At 74.3% G+C, this 18771-nt stretch carries 21 protein-coding genes and 1 pseudogene; 20 read left to right on the top strand and 2 right to left on the bottom strand.

The window, feature by feature from the left end; all coding sequences use genetic code 11:
- Nucleotides 1–26 precede the first annotated feature (26 nt).
- Complete coding sequence (locus KBX63_RS03600; protein WP_307871596.1) at nt 27–728, top strand: phospholipase; 702 nt, start codon at nt 27–29, stop codon at nt 726–728.
- Nucleotides 729–749: 21 nt separating this feature from the next.
- On the opposite strand, the gene KBX63_RS03595 is transcribed toward KBX63_RS03600, so the two are convergent.
- Nucleotides 750–1871 carry an aromatic acid exporter family protein gene (locus tag KBX63_RS03595; RefSeq protein WP_210908074.1) on the bottom strand — a complete coding sequence of 374 codons (1122 nt, stop codon included), beginning with the start codon at nt 1869–1871 and terminating at the stop codon, nt 750–752.
- A 77-nt stretch (nt 1872–1948) separates the two neighbouring features.
- On the opposite strand from KBX63_RS03595, the gene KBX63_RS03590 reads away from it, so the two are divergent.
- From KBX63_RS03590 to KBX63_RS34960, 3 genes and pseudogenes are all read left to right on the top strand, one after another.
- On the top strand, nt 1949–2887 hold the full coding sequence (locus KBX63_RS03590; RefSeq protein WP_210908072.1) for an AraC family transcriptional regulator: 939 nt from the start codon (nt 1949–1951) through the stop codon (nt 2885–2887).
- A 43-nt stretch (nt 2888–2930) separates the two neighbouring features.
- Nucleotides 2931–3005 (top strand): annotated as a pseudogene (locus tag KBX63_RS34965) (hypothetical protein); the annotation flags it as partial.
- 67 nt (nt 3006–3072) lie between these two features.
- Nucleotides 3073–3366: a hypothetical protein gene (locus KBX63_RS34960; protein WP_247661735.1), complete on the top strand. Its 294-nt coding sequence runs from the start codon at nt 3073–3075 to the stop codon at nt 3364–3366.
- On the opposite strand, the gene KBX63_RS03580 is transcribed toward KBX63_RS34960, so the two are convergent.
- Entirely contained in the window at nt 3288–3710 is a 423-nt protein-coding gene (locus KBX63_RS03580; RefSeq protein ID WP_210908070.1) for an NUDIX domain-containing protein, read from the bottom strand. The two genes, KBX63_RS34960 and KBX63_RS03580, sit on opposite strands and share 79 nt — an antisense overlap.
- Nucleotides 3711–3936: 226 nt before the next feature.
- Here KBX63_RS03580 and KBX63_RS03575 point away from each other — a divergent pair, with 226 nt between their 5' ends.
- The 16 genes from KBX63_RS03575 (at nt 3937) to KBX63_RS03500 (ending at nt 18714) form a co-directional block, all read left to right on the top strand.
- Nucleotides 3937–4710 (top strand): DUF3153 domain-containing protein, encoded by a 774-nt coding sequence (locus tag KBX63_RS03575; protein ID WP_210908067.1) that lies wholly within the window; start codon nt 3937–3939, stop codon nt 4708–4710.
- A gap of 145 nt (nt 4711–4855) precedes the next feature.
- Nucleotides 4856–5200 (top strand): hypothetical protein, encoded by a 345-nt coding sequence (locus tag KBX63_RS03570; protein WP_210908065.1) that lies wholly within the window; start codon nt 4856–4858, stop codon nt 5198–5200.
- An 11-nt stretch (nt 5201–5211) separates the two neighbouring features.
- The gene (locus KBX63_RS03565; protein ID WP_210908063.1) at nt 5212–5820 is read left to right on the top strand and encodes a glycine zipper family protein; all 609 of its coding nucleotides are present in this window, start codon (nt 5212–5214) and stop codon (nt 5818–5820) included.
- Complete coding sequence (locus KBX63_RS03560; RefSeq protein ID WP_210908062.1) at nt 5817–6515, top strand: carboxypeptidase-like regulatory domain-containing protein; 699 nt, start codon at nt 5817–5819, stop codon at nt 6513–6515. Before KBX63_RS03565 ends, KBX63_RS03560 begins: the two co-directional genes overlap by 4 nt.
- A 23-nt stretch (nt 6516–6538) precedes the next feature.
- Nucleotides 6539–7810: a phage tail sheath subtilisin-like domain-containing protein gene (locus KBX63_RS03555; protein ID WP_210908060.1), complete on the top strand. Its 1272-nt coding sequence runs from the start codon at nt 6539–6541 to the stop codon at nt 7808–7810.
- A gap of 1 nt (nt 7811) precedes the next feature.
- Nucleotides 7812–8294 (top strand): phage tail protein, encoded by a 483-nt coding sequence (locus KBX63_RS03550; RefSeq protein ID WP_210908047.1) that lies wholly within the window; start codon nt 7812–7814, stop codon nt 8292–8294.
- A gap of 1402 nt (nt 8295–9696) precedes the next feature.
- Entirely contained in the window at nt 9697–9996 is a 300-nt protein-coding gene (locus KBX63_RS03545; RefSeq protein ID WP_210908045.1) for a hypothetical protein, read from the top strand.
- Complete coding sequence (locus tag KBX63_RS03540; protein ID WP_210908043.1) at nt 9996–10949, top strand: hypothetical protein; 954 nt, start codon at nt 9996–9998, stop codon at nt 10947–10949. The genes KBX63_RS03545 and KBX63_RS03540 overlap by 1 nt, the downstream gene beginning before the upstream one ends.
- Nucleotides 10946–12541, top strand: coding sequence for a contractile injection system protein, VgrG/Pvc8 family (locus KBX63_RS03535; RefSeq protein ID WP_210908041.1), 1596 nt, complete (start codon nt 10946–10948; stop codon nt 12539–12541). The genes KBX63_RS03540 and KBX63_RS03535 overlap by 4 nt, the downstream gene beginning before the upstream one ends.
- On the top strand, nt 12541–12879 hold the full coding sequence (locus KBX63_RS03530; protein WP_210908039.1) for a hypothetical protein: 339 nt from the start codon (nt 12541–12543) through the stop codon (nt 12877–12879). Before KBX63_RS03535 ends, KBX63_RS03530 begins: the two co-directional genes overlap by 1 nt.
- On the top strand, nt 12876–13310 hold the full coding sequence (locus KBX63_RS03525; protein ID WP_210908037.1) for a GPW/gp25 family protein: 435 nt from the start codon (nt 12876–12878) through the stop codon (nt 13308–13310). The genes KBX63_RS03530 and KBX63_RS03525 overlap by 4 nt, the downstream gene beginning before the upstream one ends.
- On the top strand, nt 13307–16003 hold the full coding sequence (locus KBX63_RS03520; protein WP_210908035.1) for a putative baseplate assembly protein: 2697 nt from the start codon (nt 13307–13309) through the stop codon (nt 16001–16003). Before KBX63_RS03525 ends, KBX63_RS03520 begins: the two co-directional genes overlap by 4 nt.
- Nucleotides 15984–16499, top strand: a complete 516-nt coding sequence (locus tag KBX63_RS03515) for a phage tail protein (protein ID WP_210908027.1) — start codon at nt 15984–15986, stop codon at nt 16497–16499. Before KBX63_RS03520 ends, KBX63_RS03515 begins: the two co-directional genes overlap by 20 nt.
- Nucleotides 16496–17425: a hypothetical protein gene (locus KBX63_RS03510; protein WP_210908025.1), complete on the top strand. Its 930-nt coding sequence runs from the start codon at nt 16496–16498 to the stop codon at nt 17423–17425. The genes KBX63_RS03515 and KBX63_RS03510 overlap by 4 nt, the downstream gene beginning before the upstream one ends.
- Nucleotides 17422–17883, top strand: a complete 462-nt coding sequence (locus KBX63_RS03505) for a hypothetical protein (RefSeq protein ID WP_210908024.1) — start codon at nt 17422–17424, stop codon at nt 17881–17883. Before KBX63_RS03510 ends, KBX63_RS03505 begins: the two co-directional genes overlap by 4 nt.
- 45 nt (nt 17884–17928) lie before the next feature.
- Nucleotides 17929–18714: a hypothetical protein gene (locus KBX63_RS03500; RefSeq protein WP_210908022.1), complete on the top strand. Its 786-nt coding sequence runs from the start codon at nt 17929–17931 to the stop codon at nt 18712–18714.
- Nucleotides 18715–18771 lie beyond the last annotated feature (57 nt).

Genomic DNA, 18771 nt, shown 5'->3' with positions numbered 1-18771 from the left:
CCGCCGACAGCGAGGAGCGGTGACCCGTGTCCGAACTCAGGCCGCCGCGGCAGGAGCCGACGGGCGGCTCCGGCCCCGGCCGGTTGACCGCCCGCGCCCACCCGCCGGTGGCGCCGGCGCCCGCCGGGCTGATGCCGCTGAGCGCCCCCGGCGGTGGGCTGTTGGCGATGGTGTACGCCCCGGAGCCCGCCGCCGACGGCGCGGCGTACCGGCTGGTGGTGCTGCTGCACGGGGCGGGCGGCTCCGCGCGGCAGGGGCTGGACCTGCTGCTGCCGGTCGCGGACGCGCACCACCTGCTGCTGGTCGCCCCGCAGGCGGCCGCCAGCAGCTGGGACCTGATCGCCGGGGGCTTCGGGGCGGACGTGCGGCGCATCGACGGGCTGTTGGCCAGCGTCTTCGACGGCTACCCGGTACGCGACGTGACGTTCGGCGGGTTCTCCGACGGCGCCTCGTACGCGCTCTCGCTGGGCCTGGCCAACGGCGACCTGGTCGACGCGGTGCTGGCCTTCTCCCCCGGTTTCGCCGCGCCGCCGGCGACCCATGGCCGGCCACGGATCTTCGTCTCGCACGGGGTGGACGACCGCGTCCTGCCGATCGACATGTGCAGCCGCCGGCTCGTCCCGCACCTGCACGACCTCGGCTACGACGTCACCTACGAGGAGTTCCCCGGTGGCCACGAAATTCCCACCCCGGTACGGCGGTCCGCCACCACCTGGCTGACCACCTGACCCCGAGAGACCGGGCGCGGGTCAGACCGGGGGAAGGCCGAGGGCGTCGTCCACCCGGGTGAGGACGGCGACGTCGTTGTCGGGGTCGACGCCGCGCAACAGGTCGATGGCCGTGGCCCGGACCTGGCCGATGATCATGGCGAGTGGGAGGGTCTGGCTCGGCCCGAAGAGCTGTCCGGCGGTGTGCACGGCGGCCAGCGCGGCCTCGTTCGCCCGGTTGGCGTGCCGGTCGGCTGCCTCGTCCTGCCCGTTCAGGTCGGCGGCGAGGGCCGCACCGGCCTCCCGGACCGCCTCGGCCAGCGCACGGAGCGCCACGCCCAGCTCGGGCGGCGCCGGGGACTGCAGCCGGCTGAGCGTCACCCCGGCGCGGGCCAGCACCCGGACGTTGCGTACCGCGTAGTCGATCTGGCGGATCGACTCGTCCACCGACCGCAGCCGGCCGATGTGCCGGCGCCGGCGCATGTTGAGCCGCAGCGCCTCGCCGGCCGCGAGCACCCCGTCGCGCAGCCCGTCGACCCGGGCGTCCATGCCGCGGGCCTGGGTCAGCGCGGCGACCGCGCCGGGCTCGTCGCGGCGGTCCAGCGCGTCGGCGATGCCGTCCAGCAGCCCGGCCAGTTCGTCGAAGGTCCGCCGTACCTCAGCGACCAGCGGGGCCAACGGGTGCCGGGCGTCGACCAGCAGGCTGACGGCGAGCGCGACCGCGCCGCCGATCAGCGCGTCGACGAAGCGGAACGGCACCAGCGATGCGTCCGGCGGTGCGACCACCACCAGGTAGAGCGCGGAGACCGCGGCCTGCACCAACGTCACGCCGGTGGCGCCGAGGGCCGCCGAGAGCAGGACGGTGAGCAGGATGACGGTGAACACCGTCCAGGTGGAACCCGGGCCCAGCGCCTGCACCACCAGGTCCGCGACCAGCACCCCGGCGGCGACACCGAGGACGACCTCGACGGCCCGCCGGATCCGTTGTCCCCGGGCCTGACCGAGGACGATGAGCGCCGCCGCCGGGGCGAAGAAGGGCTGCGGGTGCCCGACCAGCCGGGTGGCGAGCAGCCAGGCAACCGTCGCCGCGAGGGTCGTCTCCAGTACCGGCCGCCAGTCCCGCCGCAGCCGGCCACCGGCGACCCGCAGCCCCCTGAACCGCACCTTCGCCCACCTTCCGCACACTGCGCCGGCGGCTCGCGGCCTCCGGAGCGCCCCTCGCGATCGTCTACCATCGCGCGATGGACCCCCTCACCGGGCTGCTCGACGGTCCCCGGGCCCGGGGCGCCTTCCTGCTCCGTTCGGTGCTCGACCCGCCGTACGCGCTACGGATCGAGGACCGGGCGCCGCTCACCGTCGTGGCGCTGGTCAGCGGCACCGCCTGGCTCGTACCGGACGACGCCGCTGCGGCGGCGCTGGGCCCCGGCGACGTGGCGGTGCTGCGGGGGCCGGACGGCTACCTCGTCGCCGACGACCCGGCCACCCCACCCCAGGTGGTGATCCATCCCGGTCAGCGCTGCACCACCCTGCGCGGCGAGCCGCTGGCCGAGTCGATGGCGCTGGGCGTACGCACCTGGGGCACCGGCCCCCACGGGTCGACGGTGCTGCTGACCGGCACGTACCAGTTGCCCGGCGAGGTGAGCCGGCGGCTGCTCACCGCACTGCCGCCGCTGCTGGTGGTCCCCGCCGACGAGTGGCGCAGCCCGCTGGTCCCGCTGCTGGCGCAGGAGGTGACCCGGGACGCGCCCGGCCAGGCGGCGGTGCTGGACCGGCTGCTGGACCTGCTGCTGATCGGCGCGCTGCGCGCCTGGTTCGGCCGCCCGGACGCGGCGCCGGGCTGGTACCGGGCGGCCGGCGACCCGGTGGTCGGCCCGGCCCTGCGGCTGCTGGAGAACGACCCGGCCCGACCGTGGACGGTCGCCGTGCTCGCCGCCGAGGTGGGCGTCTCCCGGGCGGTGCTGTCCCGCCGGTTCGCCGAGCTGGTCGGTGAGCCGCCGATGGCGTACCTGACCGGGTGGCGGCTGGCGCTCGCCGCGGATCTGCTGCGCGAGCCGGACGCCACGCTCGGCGCGGTGGCCCGCCGGGTCGGCTACGCCAGCCCGTACGCGCTGAGCACCGCGTTCCGTCGGGTCCGCGGGATCAGCCCGAGCCAGCACCGGATCGGCGCCACCGCCGACTGATCGCCAGCGGGGTCGCTCCTACCGGTGTGGAAAGGTGGTCGACATGGACGACCCGCACGCGGTGGTGGTCGGCACCGGGATCGGTGGGCTGAGCGCGGCGCTCGCCCTGCACCGACAGGGATGGCGGGTCACCGTCCTGGAGCGCGCCCGCCGAGCTACGCGAGGTTGGCGCCGGGCTGACCCTGATGGCGAACGCGCTGCGGGCGCTGGACGCGCTCGGTCTCGGCCCGGCCGTCCGCCGGGGCGAGCACGCCGAGGCGCCCGACGGGATCCGCGACCGGCACGGCCGGTGGCTGTCCAGGGTGGATGGAGCGGAGATGACCCGCCACCTGGGCACCACGGCGCTCGGCGTACACCGGGCCACCCTGCACCGCATGGCTGAGCCGGTCCCGGCGGACGTTCAGCCGGCGGTGGCCGTGCCGGCGTACTCGGGTGCGGCGAGGAACCTGGTCAGCACCTCGACGGTGCCCGGCGTGTAGGGGCGGCCGTCGAGCACCTCGTCGCGGGGCACGAAGACCATCGCCGCCCCCTCGCCGAGCACGACGTCCTCCTGCCGGGCCCGGGTGCCGCCGATGAAGTAGTGCTTGACCCGCCGGAGCTGCGGCAGCGGCTGCACCGCGAACGGGCGCAGCGGGCCGTCGGCGCGCAGGCCGGTCTCCTCCCACAGCTCCCGCTCGGCGGTCTGTTCCGGCGTCTCCCCCGCCTCGGCGTGCCCGCCGGGCAGCCCCCACACGTCGGGATGGTAGCGGGCGTTGCCGTCGCGCAGTTGCAGCAGCAGTCGTCCATCGGAATCCACCAGCAGCACGGCCGCGATCACAATCATTCCCTGAGCCTAGGCCGGGCGGGTGACTCTGCCGGGTAGGCGCTGGCGCGTCGGCCCGCGTGACGAACCGAGGCGCGTGAAAACTGCGCTGGGCCCAAGACTCCAGAGTAGTCATGTGTACCGGCGTCGGCCTCAGCCGAACGTGACAGCACACCGGTAAGATCGGCGACTGCGTTGTGACTGATCGCCGACTGCTCGTGTGAATGGGATCACACACACTGATTCCATGAACAGGAGATTCAACCGCGGTAAGGCACTCCGCGTCGCGGTGTGTCTCCTCCTCCTCGCCGTTCTGAGCGGCTGCATGCAGCTCAACATGGGGCTCACCGTCAACGCCGACGACACGGTCGACGGGCAGCTGCTGCTGACCGCCCAGAAGTCCCTGCTGACCTCGCGGAACAAGAACGTCCCGGCGGCGTTCGCGGAGCTGCGGCAGAACATTCCCGCGTTGCCGCCCGGCGAAGAGACCGGCTACGAGGACAACCAACTCTTCGGCACCCAGATCAGTTACCGCAAGGCACCGCTGGCGAGCTTCGACAGCGAGAGCGTCAAACTGGTCCGGGACGGTGATTTCTACCGCTTCACGTTGCCGCTCGACCCCGCGAAATACGGCGGAAAAATGGCCCAGCAGAATCCGCAGCAGCAACAGGCATTCCTCAAGCTGATGTCGTTCGAGATCTCGGTGACATTTCCCGGCCGGGTGATCGACTCCAATGGCACCGTCAACGGCCGTTCGGTCAGCTGGAAGGTGGACTCCAACCAGGACAAGCCGACCGAGCTACGGGCCGTCGCCGAGGCGCCGCCCCGGCCGTCGGCCTCGCCGGTCGCCGCCGCCGGCGAAGGCGGGTTCCCCTGGCTGCTGATCGTCGGCGGGCTGCTCCTCCTGCTGCTGCTCGCCGCGGTGGGCGTACTCCTGCTGCGTCGCCGCCGCCCGACGGCGCCGGCCGCACCGGGCCCGACCTCGCCGGGCCCGCCCGCCGGCGCGCCCGGGCCCGGCTGATCCATCCGGTGGCCGGCCCTGCCGGCCACGCCCGGCCCCGGCCGCCCCGCCACGACGGCGACCGGCCCCGGTGCTCCCACCCGGGAGCACCGGACCTCACCACCACCACATCCCGGTCGCACCATCGCAGAAAAGGGGGATCGCCATGAACGATCTCTTCACCTGGGCCGCCCTGGGCAGCCTCGCCGGCGCGAGCGCCGCCACCCTGCTGGCCACCAACGTCATCGGCGGGCTGATCGGCCCCAGCGGCGACAAGATCCGCAAGTGGATCGCCATCGCCATCGCGCTCCTGCTGTCCTACGTGACCGCGGCGTTCGCCGACGACGCCGGCGGCGAAAAGTGGATCATCGCGTTCTTCAACGCACTGGTGATCTTCTCCGCCGCGCTCGGCGTCAACCAGATCCCGCCCGGCAACCGGCAGGCGACCCAGGCGTCGCCGACCCAGGTCGCGCAGGGTCGCGAGCCCCGTGTCTTCCGCTCCTGGGTCTGAGGGGTGACGTCATGGTCTTCGGAATCATCAGCGCGGCGGTCCAGGTCGGCTTCGGTGCCCTGCTCGGCCTCCTGGCCGGCGGCCCGATCGGGCTGCTGATCGGCGCCGTCGTGGGCCTGCTGGTCGGCGCGGTCTTCGGCTGGGCGGTGGCCTCCGCCGGGGTGTACGCGTCGGACGCCCGCGGCATCTTCCTCTTCGTCGTCGACCACACCTGGAGCCTGCTGAACACGGTCGTCGGGGCCATCTACCTGGCCGTGCACCTGCTCTTCGGGCACTCGCTGGACCGGCCAACCTCGCTGGGCAGCGGCCGGGTCAGCCTGGTGGAGGGGGTGTCGCCCCGGTACGCCACCACCATCGGCACCGTCTGCGCCGGCTCCAGCCCCGGCATCCAGCGGCACGAGGACGTGCACATCTTCCAGGGCCGCCTGCTCGGCCCGCTCTACATCCCGCTGGTGCTGGCGAACTACGTGCTGTTCACCATCGCACCGGTGTGGCTGCTCTACCACGACCACACCAACGCGCCGATCAACCGGTTCACCCGCTACTTCGAGATCGGCGTCTACCCGCACGTGTGGAACGAGGCAATCGCGTACCGGATCCAGGGCACGCCGCCGCGATGAGCACCGACGGGCGCGGACCGATCGAGACGGCGACCGCCGAGTTGGCCGCCTGGCTGACCAGCGCGGCGGGGGAAACCGTCCCGGTCGGCCCGCCCCGTACCGACGGTGACGCCGCCGGCCTCACCCTCTGGCCGATGGAGCTGCGCCCGGCGCGGCAGACCCGCTCCAGCGGCGCGGTCCGCGAGCCGTACCGGTTCACGGTCCGCTACCTGCTCTGCGTGACCGGTCCGGCCGGGCTGGACCGGCTGGACCGGGTGCTCACCGCCGCGACCCGCGACGGTCGCTACCCGGTGGTGCTGGAGGCCGGCGAGGCGCCGCTGTGGACCGCGTTCGGCACCGCGCCACGCCCCGCGCTGCTGATCGACGTGCCGGCGCAGGTGGACCACCCGACCCCGGCCGCGCCGCCGGTGCTGCAACCGCTGCGGCTGCGGCAACTGGAACTGCGCACCCTCACCGGCCGGGTGGTCGGCCCCGAGGAGCAACCCCTCGCCGCGATGCGGGTCGAGCTGCCCGGCACGTCGTCCGTCACCCGCACCGACCCCGACGGCCGGTTCCTGATCGTCGGCGTACCGCACGACCCCGACCACCCGGGCCCGGTCCGGCTCCGGCTGACCGGGCGCGGGCTCGTGCTCACCGCCGAGGTCGACCCGGCCGAACCCGACATCGTCATCGTCTGCGCGCCACCGACCCGCTGACGCCCACCCGCACAGGAGGACCGATGCCCAGCTACTTCTCCCCCGGCATCTACGTCGAGGAGGTCCCCAGCGGCGCCCGACCGATCGGACCGGCGAGCACCAGCATCGCCGCCTTCGTCGGCGTCGCCCCGGACCGCTCCGCCCAACTGGGTAGGGCGGTGCCGGTCAACAACTGGACCGAGTTCCTGCGGCTCTACGCCGGCGGTGAGCAGGCGGAGAGCACCGCGCTGGCCCGGGCGGTCTTCGGCTTCCTGGACAACGGCGGCGCCCGCTGCTGGGTGGTCAACGTCGGTGAGGGCGGCGCGATCAGCGGCACCGGGCAGCGGCGGGGCGGGCTGCAACTGCTGGAGGCGATCGACGAGATCTCCATCATCGCCGCGCCCGGTTTCCACGACGTCGTCGCCCACGAGGCGCTGCTGAGCATGGCCGAGCGGACCCGCACCATGGTGGCGATCTGCGACCCGGCGCCCGACATCGACGACATCTCCGCGCTGACCCGGGTCGCCACCCCGTCCTCCGGCAAGCCCCCCAAGCCTGCCGAGGGCGGGGGCAGCGGCCCGGCCGGCGGATCCGGCGGCGCGGGAGGCGGTTCCGGCGGCCCTGGCGGCTCGGGCGGCCACGAGGGGGCGGCGTACCGGCCCCGGCAGTCGGAGTTCGGCGCCTTCTATTACCCGTGGCTGCGTGTGCGCGACCCGATCAGCGGGGAGCTGGAACTGACCCCACCGAGCGGTCACCTGGCCGGCATCTGGGCCCGCACCGACGCGCTGCGCGGTGTGCACAAGGCACCGGCCAACGAGCCGGTCCGCGGCGCCGTCGACCTGGGTTACCTGGTCACCCGGCCGGAGCACGACGTGCTCAACCCCAAGGGCGTCAACGTGATCCGCTACTTCGCCGGTGAGGGCATCCGGGTCTGGGGCGCCCGTACGCTCGCCGCCGAGGCCAGTGAATGGCGCTACCTCAACGTGCGCCGACTCAGCATCGCCATCGAGCAGGCCATCGCCAACGGCACCCGGTGGATGGTCTTCGAGCCCAACGACTTCACCCTCTGGCGGTCGATCCGACGCGACATCGGGGCGTTCCTGACCCGGGTGTGGCGCGACGGCGCGCTGCTCGGGCGCAGCCCCGAGGAGGCGTTCTTCGTCAAGTGCGACGAGGAGACCAACCCGCCGGAGGTCCGCGACGCGGGCATGGTGATCGCCCACATCGGCATCGCCGTCGTCAAGCCCGCCGAATTCGTGGTGTTCAAGCTGAGCCAGTGGGCCGGCGGCACCGAGACCGAGACGATCGGAGGCTGACATGCCCACCACAGCCACCCCGCAGCCGGGTGCCCCGGTCGACCCGTACCGGGCGTACAACTTCCGGCTGCTCATCAACGGCGTCACCAACGGCCACTTCACCGAGATGAGCGGCCTGGAGGTGAACATCCCGGGCCAGCCGTACCGGGAGCACGGCCTGGGCCGGATGCGGATGGTGCCGGGTCAGGCGGAGTACGAGCCGGTGACGCTGCACTTCGGGCTCACCGCATCCCGGGAGCTGTGGGACTGGGTGCACGCCACGGCCCAGGGCACACTCAACCGCCGCAACGTCTCGGTGGTGCTGCTGGACTCCGTCGGGACCGCCGAGGTGCTGCGCTGGAACCTGATCGACGCCTGGCCCACCCGGTGGCGCGGGGCGCACCTCAACACACTCAGCCACGAGATCGCCATCGCATCGCTGACCCTGCGCTACGAGGGTCTGGAGCTGGAGACCGGCGGTGCCACCGCACCGGCTCCCGCGTAGCTGGCTGGCCGGCCGGCTGCGCTCGGCGGCCGGGGCGGTGCAGCGTCTCGCCGGGCGCGTCGAACCCGCGACCGGGCACCGGCCGCCGGACGTCCGTGCGGCTGCGCCGCGCCGCTTCGGGGAGCCACCGCAGCACTGGCTGGACCTGGTCGCCACACACGCTCCCGGTCTGCTGCAGGACCTGAACCTCGACGGGCCGGAGGCCGGGCCGGCCTGGGCCGGCGCCGCTGGCGATGGTACGGACGGACACCACGGCCGTCCCGGCCGCGAGGACGCCGTCCGGCGTGCAGAAGCCGGCGATGGGGCGAGCGGGGCCGTCCAGGGATCGGGTCGTCAGCGGTCCACAGTCGACCCGTCGGCTGGATTCGGGAATCCGGCCGGGCTCCCGGGTGCGGGTGGGTCGGGGCGGTATGGCGCTGCCGAGTTCGGTGGTCCTGCCAGCGCCGGCGGCCCGCATGCCGGCGCATTCGGCGTTCCTGGCGCGGGCGGGTTCGGAGTGCCCGGCGCGGGTGGTGCATCCGGCGGGCCTGGGGCCGGCGGGTTCGCAGTGCCCGGCGCGGATGGTGCAGCTGATCGGTCCGGCGATGCGAACCCAGGCGACGGTGGCTCGTCCGGCGCCGGCGGCTCGTCCGGCCGGGGTGCCAGGATCGGCGCGGCCGGCGGGTCCGCAGACGCGGGTGCCCCCGGGACGTCTGGCGTGTTTCGCGCGAGGATGGGGTTCGGGGCGCCGGGTGGCTCGGCGGCCGACGGGACGAGGTCAGCCCGACCGCGCTTCCGCCGCGGGTTCGCTTCGCCGCCCGGGCCGGACGCACCGGCAGGGTCGACCGCGTCGGCGGGATCGGGTGCGACCTCGGGGCTCGGCGGACCGGCGCAACGGGCTGCCTCCGGCGCCGTTGCCGGGAGGGACGGGGACCGGCCGGCGCGATCCGGACAGGCGGGGAAAGCCGTTGCGCCATTCCGGCCGATGATCCGTCCTGCCGTCCCCGGGCCGTCCCACCCGCCCGCGGTCACCGGCCCTTCGCGCAGATCTGAGCCCCCCGCAACCACCTCGCCCGCCACCGCCGCGCTCGACTCCCGGGGGCCGGGCCGGATCTTGGAAGATCTCGACCCCTCCAGGGGCACTTTCCCACCAAGATCCGCTGGCGGATCCGAGGGCGGGCCGGATCGGGGCACAGACCGGTCCACGGCGGGCGGGAGCATGCACTCGGCGGGAACCAGCCGCCCTGAGACCGGCCGGGACGGGTTCGAGGTCGACCGGGACGGGTTCGAGGTCGGTCGAGGCGGGCTCACGGCGGGCGGTGGTCGAGCGGGACGGCCGGGCGTGGCTTCGGCGGCGGCTGGAGACGCGCCGCGCGGGCCGCACCTTTACGAGGCCGACGAGCGAGCCGGACGGACGGGCCCGGTGGGGCTCGCGACGGGTGGTGGCCCGCTCGACGTGGCCCGCGCCGCCGGCAGCGGACCCTGGCCGGCGCTGCCGGACGAGCCGGCGTGGTCCGGGCACCGGACCGGCGGGGCGGAGGCGGTCACCGGCGCGGCGTGGACGGGTGGGTCGGGGCGCGGCCCGGCCGGCGGAGGGTGGCTGACGGTGACCGGCGATCTGTGGCCGGCGCTGCCCGACGACCGGCTGCTGTGGACGGTGCCCGGTGCGGCGCTGGACGCGACCGACCTGGGCCGACTGGAACGGGAACAGGCGGGTGACTGATGGAACGCGTCGCCTTCCTCATCGACTCCTCCGGCGAACGGGTGGACTGTCTGCTCAACCCGGAGACCGTGCAGGTGACCCGGCTCGCCGGAGTACGCCATCGGGCGGCCGCCGGTGGGCAGCTCACCGGGGCCGGGCTGGCTGACGACCCGCTGGTGTTCACCGGCGGCGGCCGGACCGAGCTGGTGCTCGACCTGCTCTTCGACGTCGATTTCGTGGAGGCTCAGGTCCGTCCGGGTGACGTACGGGTGCTCACCCGTCCGCTGTGGATGCTGGCGGAGAACTCCAGCGCCGAGCACGGGTGGTTGCGGCCGCCGCTGGTCCGGCTGGTCTGGGGCAAGACCTGGAACGTGCCCGGCGTCATCATCGCGGTGGCCGAACGGTTCGACGCGTTCACCGGCACCGGTTCGCCACGGCGCTCCTGGCTGCGGCTGAAACTGGTCCGGGCCGCCGAGACGGCCGATCAGGCGGAGGCCGGCTTCGCCGAGGAGCTGGCCGCGGCGAGCACCCCGACCGCCGCCCCGGGCAGCGCGGTGGTCGCCGCCGGCGACGGCGCCGCCGAACCCGGCCGTTCCGGGGTGCGCTTCGATCTGCTGGCCAACGACGCGCTCGGCTCGCCGCTGCGCTGGCGGTTGCTGGCCGAGCACAACCGGATCACCGATCCGCTGGCCGTGCCGGCCGGCACCACGCTGGCCGTCCCGCCGTCCGGCGTCCCGGCCGGCGGTGTCGCGGCAGCGTCCACGGTGACGGGTGCGGTGGCCGGGATGGCCAGGGCGGTGGCCGGTGCGGTGGGTGCCGGCGCGTCGTTCGGGGGCACCTCGATCGCCACCGCGCCCGCGGCCTGGGGAGCGACCGGAACGACGACCGGCGCCAGTCCGGCCAGCACCAACCCAGCCGGCATGAGCCCAGCCGGCACCAACCCGGGCGGCGCCGGGCCGGGCGGTGCGCCGTGACCAGCGTCGCGCCCCGGGCGCTGACGGTCCTGCTCGACGGCGCCGAGCTGGCCGGTGCGGCCCGCCAGCGGGTCCGCTCGCTGCGGGTGGCCGCCCGCCTCGACCAGCCCACCCAGGCCGAGCTGGTGCTCGCCACCAGCGCGGGAAGCGGCGCGTTCGACCCCGCGGTACGCCCCGGCGCCGCACTGGACGTACGGCTCGCCGATCATCCCGACGCGCTGTTCACCGGGGAGGTGACCTGCGTGGAGGTCGAGTACGCCGCCGACGGCGCGGCGGTGCTGCGCCTGCGGGCGTACGACGCGCTGCACCGGTTGCGCAAGCGACAGGGTCTGCGGGTGTTCACCTCGGTGACCGCCGCCGAGCTGGCCCGGGAGCTGTGCGGCGAGGTCGGGCTGACGGTGACGGCGGAGACCGACGGGCCGCGGCTGGAGCGGCTGCTCCAGCACCGGCACAGCGATCTGGAGCTGCTGCGGGAGGTGACCGGCCGGGCCGGGCTGCACCTGGCCGCCGACGGCGACGAGGTCCGGCTGATCACGCTCGCCGGGTACGGGGAACCGGTCGCGTTGGCCCTCGGCGCGGGCGTGCACACCTTGCGGCTGTCCACCAACCTGGACCAGGCCAGCGGCGCCAGCGCGGCGCTGGGCTGGCACCCACAACGGGCCGAACCGATCAGCCAGCAGGCCGACGAGGCGCGCTGCGGCCGGCCGGCCGGTGACCGGCCGGACCCGGCCGACGTGGGCGCGGACGGGGTACGCACGGCCGTCGACCAGCCCGGCCGCAGCGACGACGAGCTGGCCGCGCTGGCCCAGGCCCGGCTGGACATCCGCGCGGCCGCGCTGGTCACCGCCGAGGGGGTGGCCGAGGGCGACCCGGTGCTGCGGCCCGGCCGGCGGATCGACCTGACCGGCGTGCCCGACCCGGTCGCCGGGGCGTACGTGCTGACCGAGGTGGTGCACACCGTGGACGGCAACGGCCACCTGACCCGGTTCTCCACCGTGCCACCGGCCGCGCCGCCCACCGCGTCGAGCGCCGGCGCGGTCGTCACGCTCGGCACGGTCACCGACGTCGCCGACCCGGACAGGCTGGGCCGGGTCCGGCTGACCCTGCCGGCGTACGGGGACCTCGACGCCGGGTGGCTCGGCGTGCTCTGTCCCGGTGCCGGGCGCGGCAAGGGGCTGGTCGCTCTCCCCGACCCGGACGACACCGTGCTGGTGGTGCTGCCCGGCGGCGAGCCGGCCTCCGGCATCGTGCTCGGCTCGCTGTTCGGGGCCGTCGAGCCGTACGACGCGGGCATCAACGACGGGCGGGCCCGCCGTTGGACGCTGCGTACCGCCGGAGGGCAGTCGATCGTCGTCGACGACGTCCAGCGCAGCCTGCGCCTGGCCACGGAGGGCGGCAGCTGGCTGGAGCTCACCCCCGACCTGGCCACCCTGCACGCGGCGACCGACCTGGTGATCTCCGCGCCGGGCCGGGCCATGGTGGTCCGGGCCCGCAGCGTGGACTTCCTGCACGCCGAGTCGACCGAGGACCCGACCACCGCGGTGGAGCGGGCCCGTGCGCTCGCCCGCGCACACCACGAAGGAGGCGGCTGATGCGCTGGATCCACCGCGACTCGGTGATCACCTGCGACCACGACGGCCGGGTCGAGAACCGGCCCTCCCAGCGGTGGGTGACCGTCACCGGCGTGCCGGTGCTGGTGGACGACGACCCGGAGGGACGCAAGATCATCGCCTGCCCGAACTACGGCCCGACCATCAAACCGTGCACCACGACGGAGAGCCTGCGCGTCGGCTACAGCGACTGGCTACGGGTCGACGGGCAGCGGGTGGTGCTGTCCCACCTGGAGGGGTTCACCAACGGAACGCCGCCCAGCGCGGTCCACCACACGGTGCGCGACCCGCGCCAGCGGTTCCTGGAGGCGGACCGATGAGGGCGTTCCGCTTCGTCGGCGCCGGCTTCGACGCGGGGCGCAGCGGCGGCTTGGCGCTCACCGCGGCCGGCGGCCTGGCCATGACCGAGGGCGACGAGACCGTACGCCAGGCGCTGTTCCTGCTGTTGTCGACCACGCCGGGCGAGCGGCTGATGCGGCCCCGGTACGGCTCCCGGCTGCACCGGCTGATCTTCGCGCCCAACGACGACACGACGGCCGGGCTGGCCATCCACTACGTGCGGCAGGCCATCGCCCGGTGGGAGCCCCGGGTCGAGGTGATCGACGTGGACGCCGGCCCGGACCCGGACGACGCGTGGCGGCTGGTGATCCGGCTGGACTACCGGGTACGGGCCAGCCTGACCCCCGGACAGCTGATCGTCTCCGTGGACCTGCTCCCCCTCGACGAACCGGCACCGGGAGGACCTTCATGACGCTGCCCGTGCCGCACCTGGACGACCGCGCGTTCCTCGATCTGGTCACCGAGGCCCGCGAGCGGATCCGGCAGTCCTGCCCGGCCTGGACCGACCTGTCGGCGCACGACCCGGGCATGGCGCTGGTGGAGGCGTTCGCGCACCTCACCGAGGTGATGATCTACCGGCTGAACCAGTTGCCGGAGAAGGCGTACGTCTCGTTCCTGAACCTGCTCGGCGTGGCCCGGCACGCGCCCACCGCGGCCTGGGCGGACGTCCGGTTCACCCGCAGCGGCACCGACCGGGGCGCGGTGCGGATCCCGGCCGGCCTGCGGGTCGCGGCGGCTCGCGGCGCCGACCCCCGGCCGGTCGTGTTCGTCACCACCGAGCCGGCGCTGCTGCCCGCCGGCGAGACCTCGGTGATCGTGCGGATGCACCACTGCGAGCCGGTCGAGGCGGAGCTGCTCGGCATCGGCACCGGCCAGCCGGGCCAGGTGCTGCGGGCGGCCCGGGCCCCGCTCGCGCACACCGCCGAGCCGCTGGACCTGCTGCTCGGGGTGGAGGTGCCGGCCGGCACGGTCGAGCTGGGCGCGGCGGCGCGCGAGCACGACGGCCGCACGTTCGAGATCTGGCGGCCGGTCGACAGCTTCGCCGGCCTCGGTCCGCAGGCCAAGGTGTACCTGGTGGACCGGTGCTCGGGAACGGTCACCTTCGCCCCCGCCCTCGACCTGCGGCCGCCCGCCGGGCCGACCCAGCCCGGCAGCACCGGCGAGCCCGCGCCGGCCGATCCGGCCGCCTCCGCCGAACCCCCGGCCGCACCCGGTGGCCCGGCGCCGTCGCCGTCGCCGGTGACCGTGGCGGCGGTGCCGCCGGCCGGACGGCAGATCCGACTCTGGTACCGCGCCGGCGGCGGGCCGGCCGGCAACGTGGCCGCCGGCACGCTGACCAGCCTGCGCGACCCACTGACCGGGGTACGCGTCGACAACCCCGGGCCAGCGGCCGGCGGCCGGGAGAAGGAGGCGCTGGAATCGGTGCTGCTGCGCGGCCCGTACGAGTTCTTCGCCCAGCAGCGCGCGGTCACCGCCCGCGACTTCGAGGTGCTCGCCACCAGCTCCGGCGCGGTGGCCCGGGCCCGCGCGTTCACCCGCGCCGCGGTGTACAGCTTCGCCCGGCCCGGCGAGGTCGAGGTGGTGCTGGTGCCGTACGTGCCGGCGGCGGCGCGGCCGGGTGGACGGCTGCCGGTGGCGGTGCTGCGCGAGCACGAGGTGCCCGAGGCGCGGCGCCGGGTGGAGACGGACCTGGAACAGCGGCGGATGGTCGGTATCCGGTCGCGGGCGACCTGGGCCCGGTTCAAGGCGGTGTCGGTACGAGCCCGGGTGGTGGTCCGGCGGGAGGAGGACGTGGACGCGGTCCGCCGGCGGATCCATGACCGGTTGCACCAGACGCTGAGCCCGCTGCCCACCGCGCTCAACCCGACCGGCTGGCCGTTCGGCGAGCCGCTGCGGGCGTCCAACGTGTACCGGCTGCTGGAGCACGCCGAGCCGGGCGTGCGCTACGTCGAGTCGGTGCGGTTCGTGGTCGACGAGGCGCCCGACGCCGAGGTACGCGCCCTCGCCGTCGACCAGTACCAGCCCCGCACCTGGTACGCCGGGCGGGGCCCGGTGCTGTTCCGCTCCAGCAACGCGGGTGCGGGGTGGGAACCGGCCGGCCGCTTCGACGGCGAGACGGTGCTGCGGGTGGCGCCCGCCCCGGCGCCGGCGCGCCCGGGCATCGTGCCGCGTCCCGGCTCGGTGGCCGTGGTGACGCTGCGCGCCTCCGGCGGCTCCCGGGTGCACCTGAGCACCGACCTCGGCGAGACGTGGTCACTGCTGACCGACCTGGACTCGCGGATCTCCGACGTGGCCTGGCTGGATCGCGACGGCGCGGGCGCGCTGCTGGTGGCCACCGACACCGGCCTGTACGAGGTGTCGCTGCTGCCCGGCGCGGTGCCGTTGCAGATCCTGGTCGACCCGTCCGACGCCGACCGGGGGTTCTACGCGGTGCGCGCGTTCGTCTCCGAGCGGGGCGCGCCGGGCGTGGCGGTGGCCGCGCAGGCCGGTTTCGGGGTGTACCTGTCGACGGCTGGCGGTCGACCGGGCAGCTTCGCCCACGTCGGCCTGTCCAACGTGGACAACCGGGTGCTGGCGGTGCAGTACGACGGCCCCGCCACGCTGCTGTGGAGCGGCGCCGGCGAGCCGGACCCGAAGAAGCCGGGCCAGGGCTGCCACCGCACCCGGCTGTTCGAGTCCGACGTGCAGTGGCAGTCGGTGCAGGGCGGCTGGATCGGCGGCACCTGCCGGGATCTCGCGTTCGCCGGCCCCCTCGCCGTGGCGGCCACGCAGAGCGGCGGGGTGCTGCGGCTGGACACCCTGGCCGCTCATCCGCAGTGGCAACCGGTGATGGTCAACTGCGGGTTGCCGCTGCGCGACCGGACCCGGTTCGTACCGGTGGACGCCATCGCGGTGAGCGGCGGCGCGGCGACCGGCGCCGATCAGGAACGGCTGATCCTGGCCGGCGGCGAGCGCGGCGTGTACCGCAGTGCCGGCGCGGTGGACTGGACCGCCAGCGCCAACCAGGCCACCGCCGACGTGGTGACCGTCCCCGACACCTGGCTGCTCTGCTCCGGCGAGCACGACATCGAGGTGGTGCGGCAGGATGCGACGCTCGGCGATTGAACGGCTGCTGCCCGCCGCCTACCAGCGGGCCTGCGTGCCGGGCAGCGTCCTCTGGGCGCTGCTGGAGGTGATGGAGGGGCTGCACGCCCCGGACGAGGCGATCCTCGCCGAGGTGGACGCCCTGTTCGACCCGTACCGGGCACCGGACGGGCTGGTCGTGCAGCTGACCCGCTGGGTGGCGATGGACCACGTGGTGGCCTCGCCGCGCCCGGACGCCCCGCTGCCGCTGCCGGTGGGCCGGCTGCGCGACCTGGTGGCCAACGCCGCCCTGCTGGCCCGCTGGCGCGGTACCCCGTACGGGATGTGCAGGGCTCTTGAGCTGGCCACCGGGATGCGCGGTTTCGCGATCGAGGAGCCGGCCGAGCAGCCGTTTCACGTCGTGGTGCGGGTGCCGGCGGCCGCCGCCGACCAGCTCGCCGTCATCACCCGCATCGTCGAGGCGGAGAAGCCCGCCTCGGCCACCGCCGAGATCGTCGTCGCAGAGGAGTCGTCATGACCACCGAGTGGGCGGTCGTCGCCGCCGCCGAACAGTTCACCCTCGACCCGCGCAACAGCGGCGAGCTGACCTTCACCGTCTCCAACCCGGGCAACGCGCCGGACACGGTGGTGTTCGACGTTGCGCCCGGCGACGGCTCCCAGCGGGCCTGGTTCACCGTGACCGAGCCGCAGCGGGTGGTGCCCGGGCAGGGCTCGGTCTCGTTCCTGGTCAAGCTCGCCGTGCCGGCGGGCACCCCACCCCGGCGCTACGACATGACCGGGTTCGCGTACTCGGCGAACACCGCGCCGGAGGAGAGTTCCCGCTCCAGCGGCCGGGTCACCTACGAGGTGCGGGCGGTCGCCCCGCCCCGGCGTACCCCGTGGTTGTGGATCGCCGCCGCGGCGGCGTTGGTGCTGGTGGTGGTCGCCGTGGCGGTGGTGTTGCTGACCCGCGACGGCGAGCCGGCCCCTGACGAGCCGCGGGTGGTCACCGTCGAGGCGGAGAGCCTGGTGCCGGGCGCGCTGGTGGAGTCTCCGAAGAAGAGCGGGGCGAAGGTGGAGGCGCAATCCAACTGCTGTGGGGTGACCTGGTCCGGCGACAGGCAGTTGTTCTTCCAGGGGTTGGCCATCGGCGACAAGGTCACCGTGACGGTGCAGATCCCGACCGACGGCACCTGGCGTTTCGCGGCGGTACGCACCACCTCCCTCGACTACGCCAACACCGTCTTCACGATCGACGGCAACCAGGTCGGCGGCACGTTCCTCGGCTTCACGCCGACCGTGCGAAAGACGGAGTTGCTGGACGTCGGCACGGTGCAGCTCACCAAGGGCCCGCACCAGGTCACGCTGCTGGTGGTCGGCAAGACGCAGGGCACGAACCGCTACTTCGCGGGCGTCGACGAGATCCGGTTCACCGAGATCGTGGCGCAGGCCGTGGCGCGATGAGTGGTCGGCAGAAGGCGCTGCTGGGGCTGCTCGCCGTCCTGCTGGTGGCGCTGTTCGTGGTCGCGGTCGGCGCGGGCCGCGACGACCAGGGTGATCCGGGGGCCCGGCACGGGTTCGTCGACCGGTTGGGCGCGCTGGGCGGCGAGCGTTCAGCGGTGGATCCGGCGACGGTCAGCGCCGACTGCGCCGACGAAACGGGCCGGCTGGAGTTCTCCGGCAGCTGCGCGGTGCGGGTCGCGGACCCCGGCGGGCTGCGCACCCTGGTGCTGCGCAGCGCGGCGCGGTTCACGGTCGTCGCCCCGGCGCCCGGCGACGCCGACCTCACCATCCGCGACGAGGTCGAGCCGGCGGCGGACGGCACCGGCGCGGTGGCGAAGATCGCCGTCGACCAGGTCACCGATGTGGGCCTGGTCTGCCCCGGCCTGGGCGCCTGCACGGTCGTCGTGGCCACGTCCTGACCCGATCGTCCTGGCCACACCGGGACTGGAAAGGAAGGTGCCGCCGTGGGTGACCTGCGCAAACCGTTCCTGCTGCTGGCAATGCTCGCCATCGTCCTGGCGATCGGGGTGGAGCTCGGTGCCGGGCTGCTGCTCGGCGGCGCCGACGCCGGTGCGGCACTCGCGGACAGCGCCGGCGCGTTGGACGTGGAGATCGACGACGCCTCCGGGGTCAGCGAACCGTCCGGCCGGGGCACCGGCTACCTGGCGTTGATCGACGCGGTGGCGGTCTGGAGCACGGGGCTGTTCTGCCTGGGCCTGCTGCTGCCCGAACGCGTCCAGGGTCGGGTGCAGGGCGTCGCCAGCCTGATCTTCTCGATCATCCTGATCATCGTCGGGCTGGTCGCGCTGGTCGTCGCGTTCGTGGAGCTGTCCATCATGGTGTCGCTGTTCCTGGCCGTCCCGTTCGGCACCCTGGCGTACCTGGCGCTGTGGGGGTTCTTCCCGGTCGGCGAGGCGGCGGTGCTGCTCGGGCTGGTGCTGCTGCTCAAGCTGGTGTGGGCCGGGATGCTGGTGCTGGCCCAGCCGCGCTTCCTGCAGAACAAGGGCCTCGTCCTGCTGATCCTCACCACCCTGCTGTGCACGGTCGTGCTGGAGTTCCTGCACAACCTGGTGCCGGTGATCCTGGTCAGCATCGTCGACGACGTGGCAGCGCTGATCTTCGCGATCATCGCGATCATCTGGGGACTGGTGCTGTTGATCGGCTCCATCCCGGCGATCGTCAAAGCCATCCGGGTCACCGCGGCACTACCGGCCCGCGCAGCCGCCGCCACCCACTCCTCACCCCGTTGATCATGAAGTTGTTGCCACTCCGCTCGGCGTGTCGTGGCAACAACTTCATGGCCAACC

The sequence above is a fragment of the Micromonospora sp. U21 genome (assembly GCF_018070045.1).
In the GTDB taxonomy this organism is placed as follows: domain Bacteria; phylum Actinomycetota; class Actinomycetes; order Mycobacteriales; family Micromonosporaceae; genus Micromonospora.
The sequence above is the reverse complement of the archived record's forward strand: the minus strand, read 5'-3'. Positions and strand labels throughout refer to the sequence as shown.

Excerpts from the sequence above, each read along its gene's own strand:
- KBX63_RS03590 (WP_210908072.1), top strand. The coding sequence starts at position 1,949 with ATGGACCCCCTCACCGGGCTGCTCGACGGTCCCCGGGCCCGGGGCGCC.
- KBX63_RS34960 (WP_247661735.1), top strand. The coding sequence starts at position 3,073 with ATGGCGAACGCGCTGCGGGCGCTGGACGCGCTCGGTCTCGGCCCGGCC.
- KBX63_RS03580 (WP_210908070.1), bottom strand. The coding sequence starts at position 3,710 with ATGATTGTGATCGCGGCCGTGCTGCTGGTGGATTCCGATGGACGACTG.
- KBX63_RS03575 (WP_210908067.1), top strand. The coding sequence starts at position 3,937 with ATGAACAGGAGATTCAACCGCGGTAAGGCACTCCGCGTCGCGGTGTGT.
- KBX63_RS03570 (WP_210908065.1), top strand. The coding sequence starts at position 4,856 with ATGAACGATCTCTTCACCTGGGCCGCCCTGGGCAGCCTCGCCGGCGCG.
- KBX63_RS03565 (WP_210908063.1), top strand. The coding sequence starts at position 5,212 with ATGGTCTTCGGAATCATCAGCGCGGCGGTCCAGGTCGGCTTCGGTGCC.
- KBX63_RS03560 (WP_210908062.1), top strand. The coding sequence starts at position 5,817 with ATGAGCACCGACGGGCGCGGACCGATCGAGACGGCGACCGCCGAGTTG.
- KBX63_RS03555 (WP_210908060.1), top strand. The coding sequence starts at position 6,539 with ATGCCCAGCTACTTCTCCCCCGGCATCTACGTCGAGGAGGTCCCCAGC.
- KBX63_RS03550 (WP_210908047.1), top strand. The coding sequence starts at position 7,812 with ATGCCCACCACAGCCACCCCGCAGCCGGGTGCCCCGGTCGACCCGTAC.
- KBX63_RS03540 (WP_210908043.1), top strand. The coding sequence starts at position 9,996 with ATGGAACGCGTCGCCTTCCTCATCGACTCCTCCGGCGAACGGGTGGAC.
- KBX63_RS03530 (WP_210908039.1), top strand. The coding sequence starts at position 12,541 with ATGCGCTGGATCCACCGCGACTCGGTGATCACCTGCGACCACGACGGC.
- KBX63_RS03525 (WP_210908037.1), top strand. The coding sequence starts at position 12,876 with ATGAGGGCGTTCCGCTTCGTCGGCGCCGGCTTCGACGCGGGGCGCAGC.
- KBX63_RS03520 (WP_210908035.1), top strand. The coding sequence starts at position 13,307 with ATGACGCTGCCCGTGCCGCACCTGGACGACCGCGCGTTCCTCGATCTG.
- KBX63_RS03515 (WP_210908027.1), top strand. The coding sequence starts at position 15,984 with ATGCGACGCTCGGCGATTGAACGGCTGCTGCCCGCCGCCTACCAGCGG.
- KBX63_RS03510 (WP_210908025.1), top strand. The coding sequence starts at position 16,496 with ATGACCACCGAGTGGGCGGTCGTCGCCGCCGCCGAACAGTTCACCCTC.
- KBX63_RS03505 (WP_210908024.1), top strand. The coding sequence starts at position 17,422 with ATGAGTGGTCGGCAGAAGGCGCTGCTGGGGCTGCTCGCCGTCCTGCTG.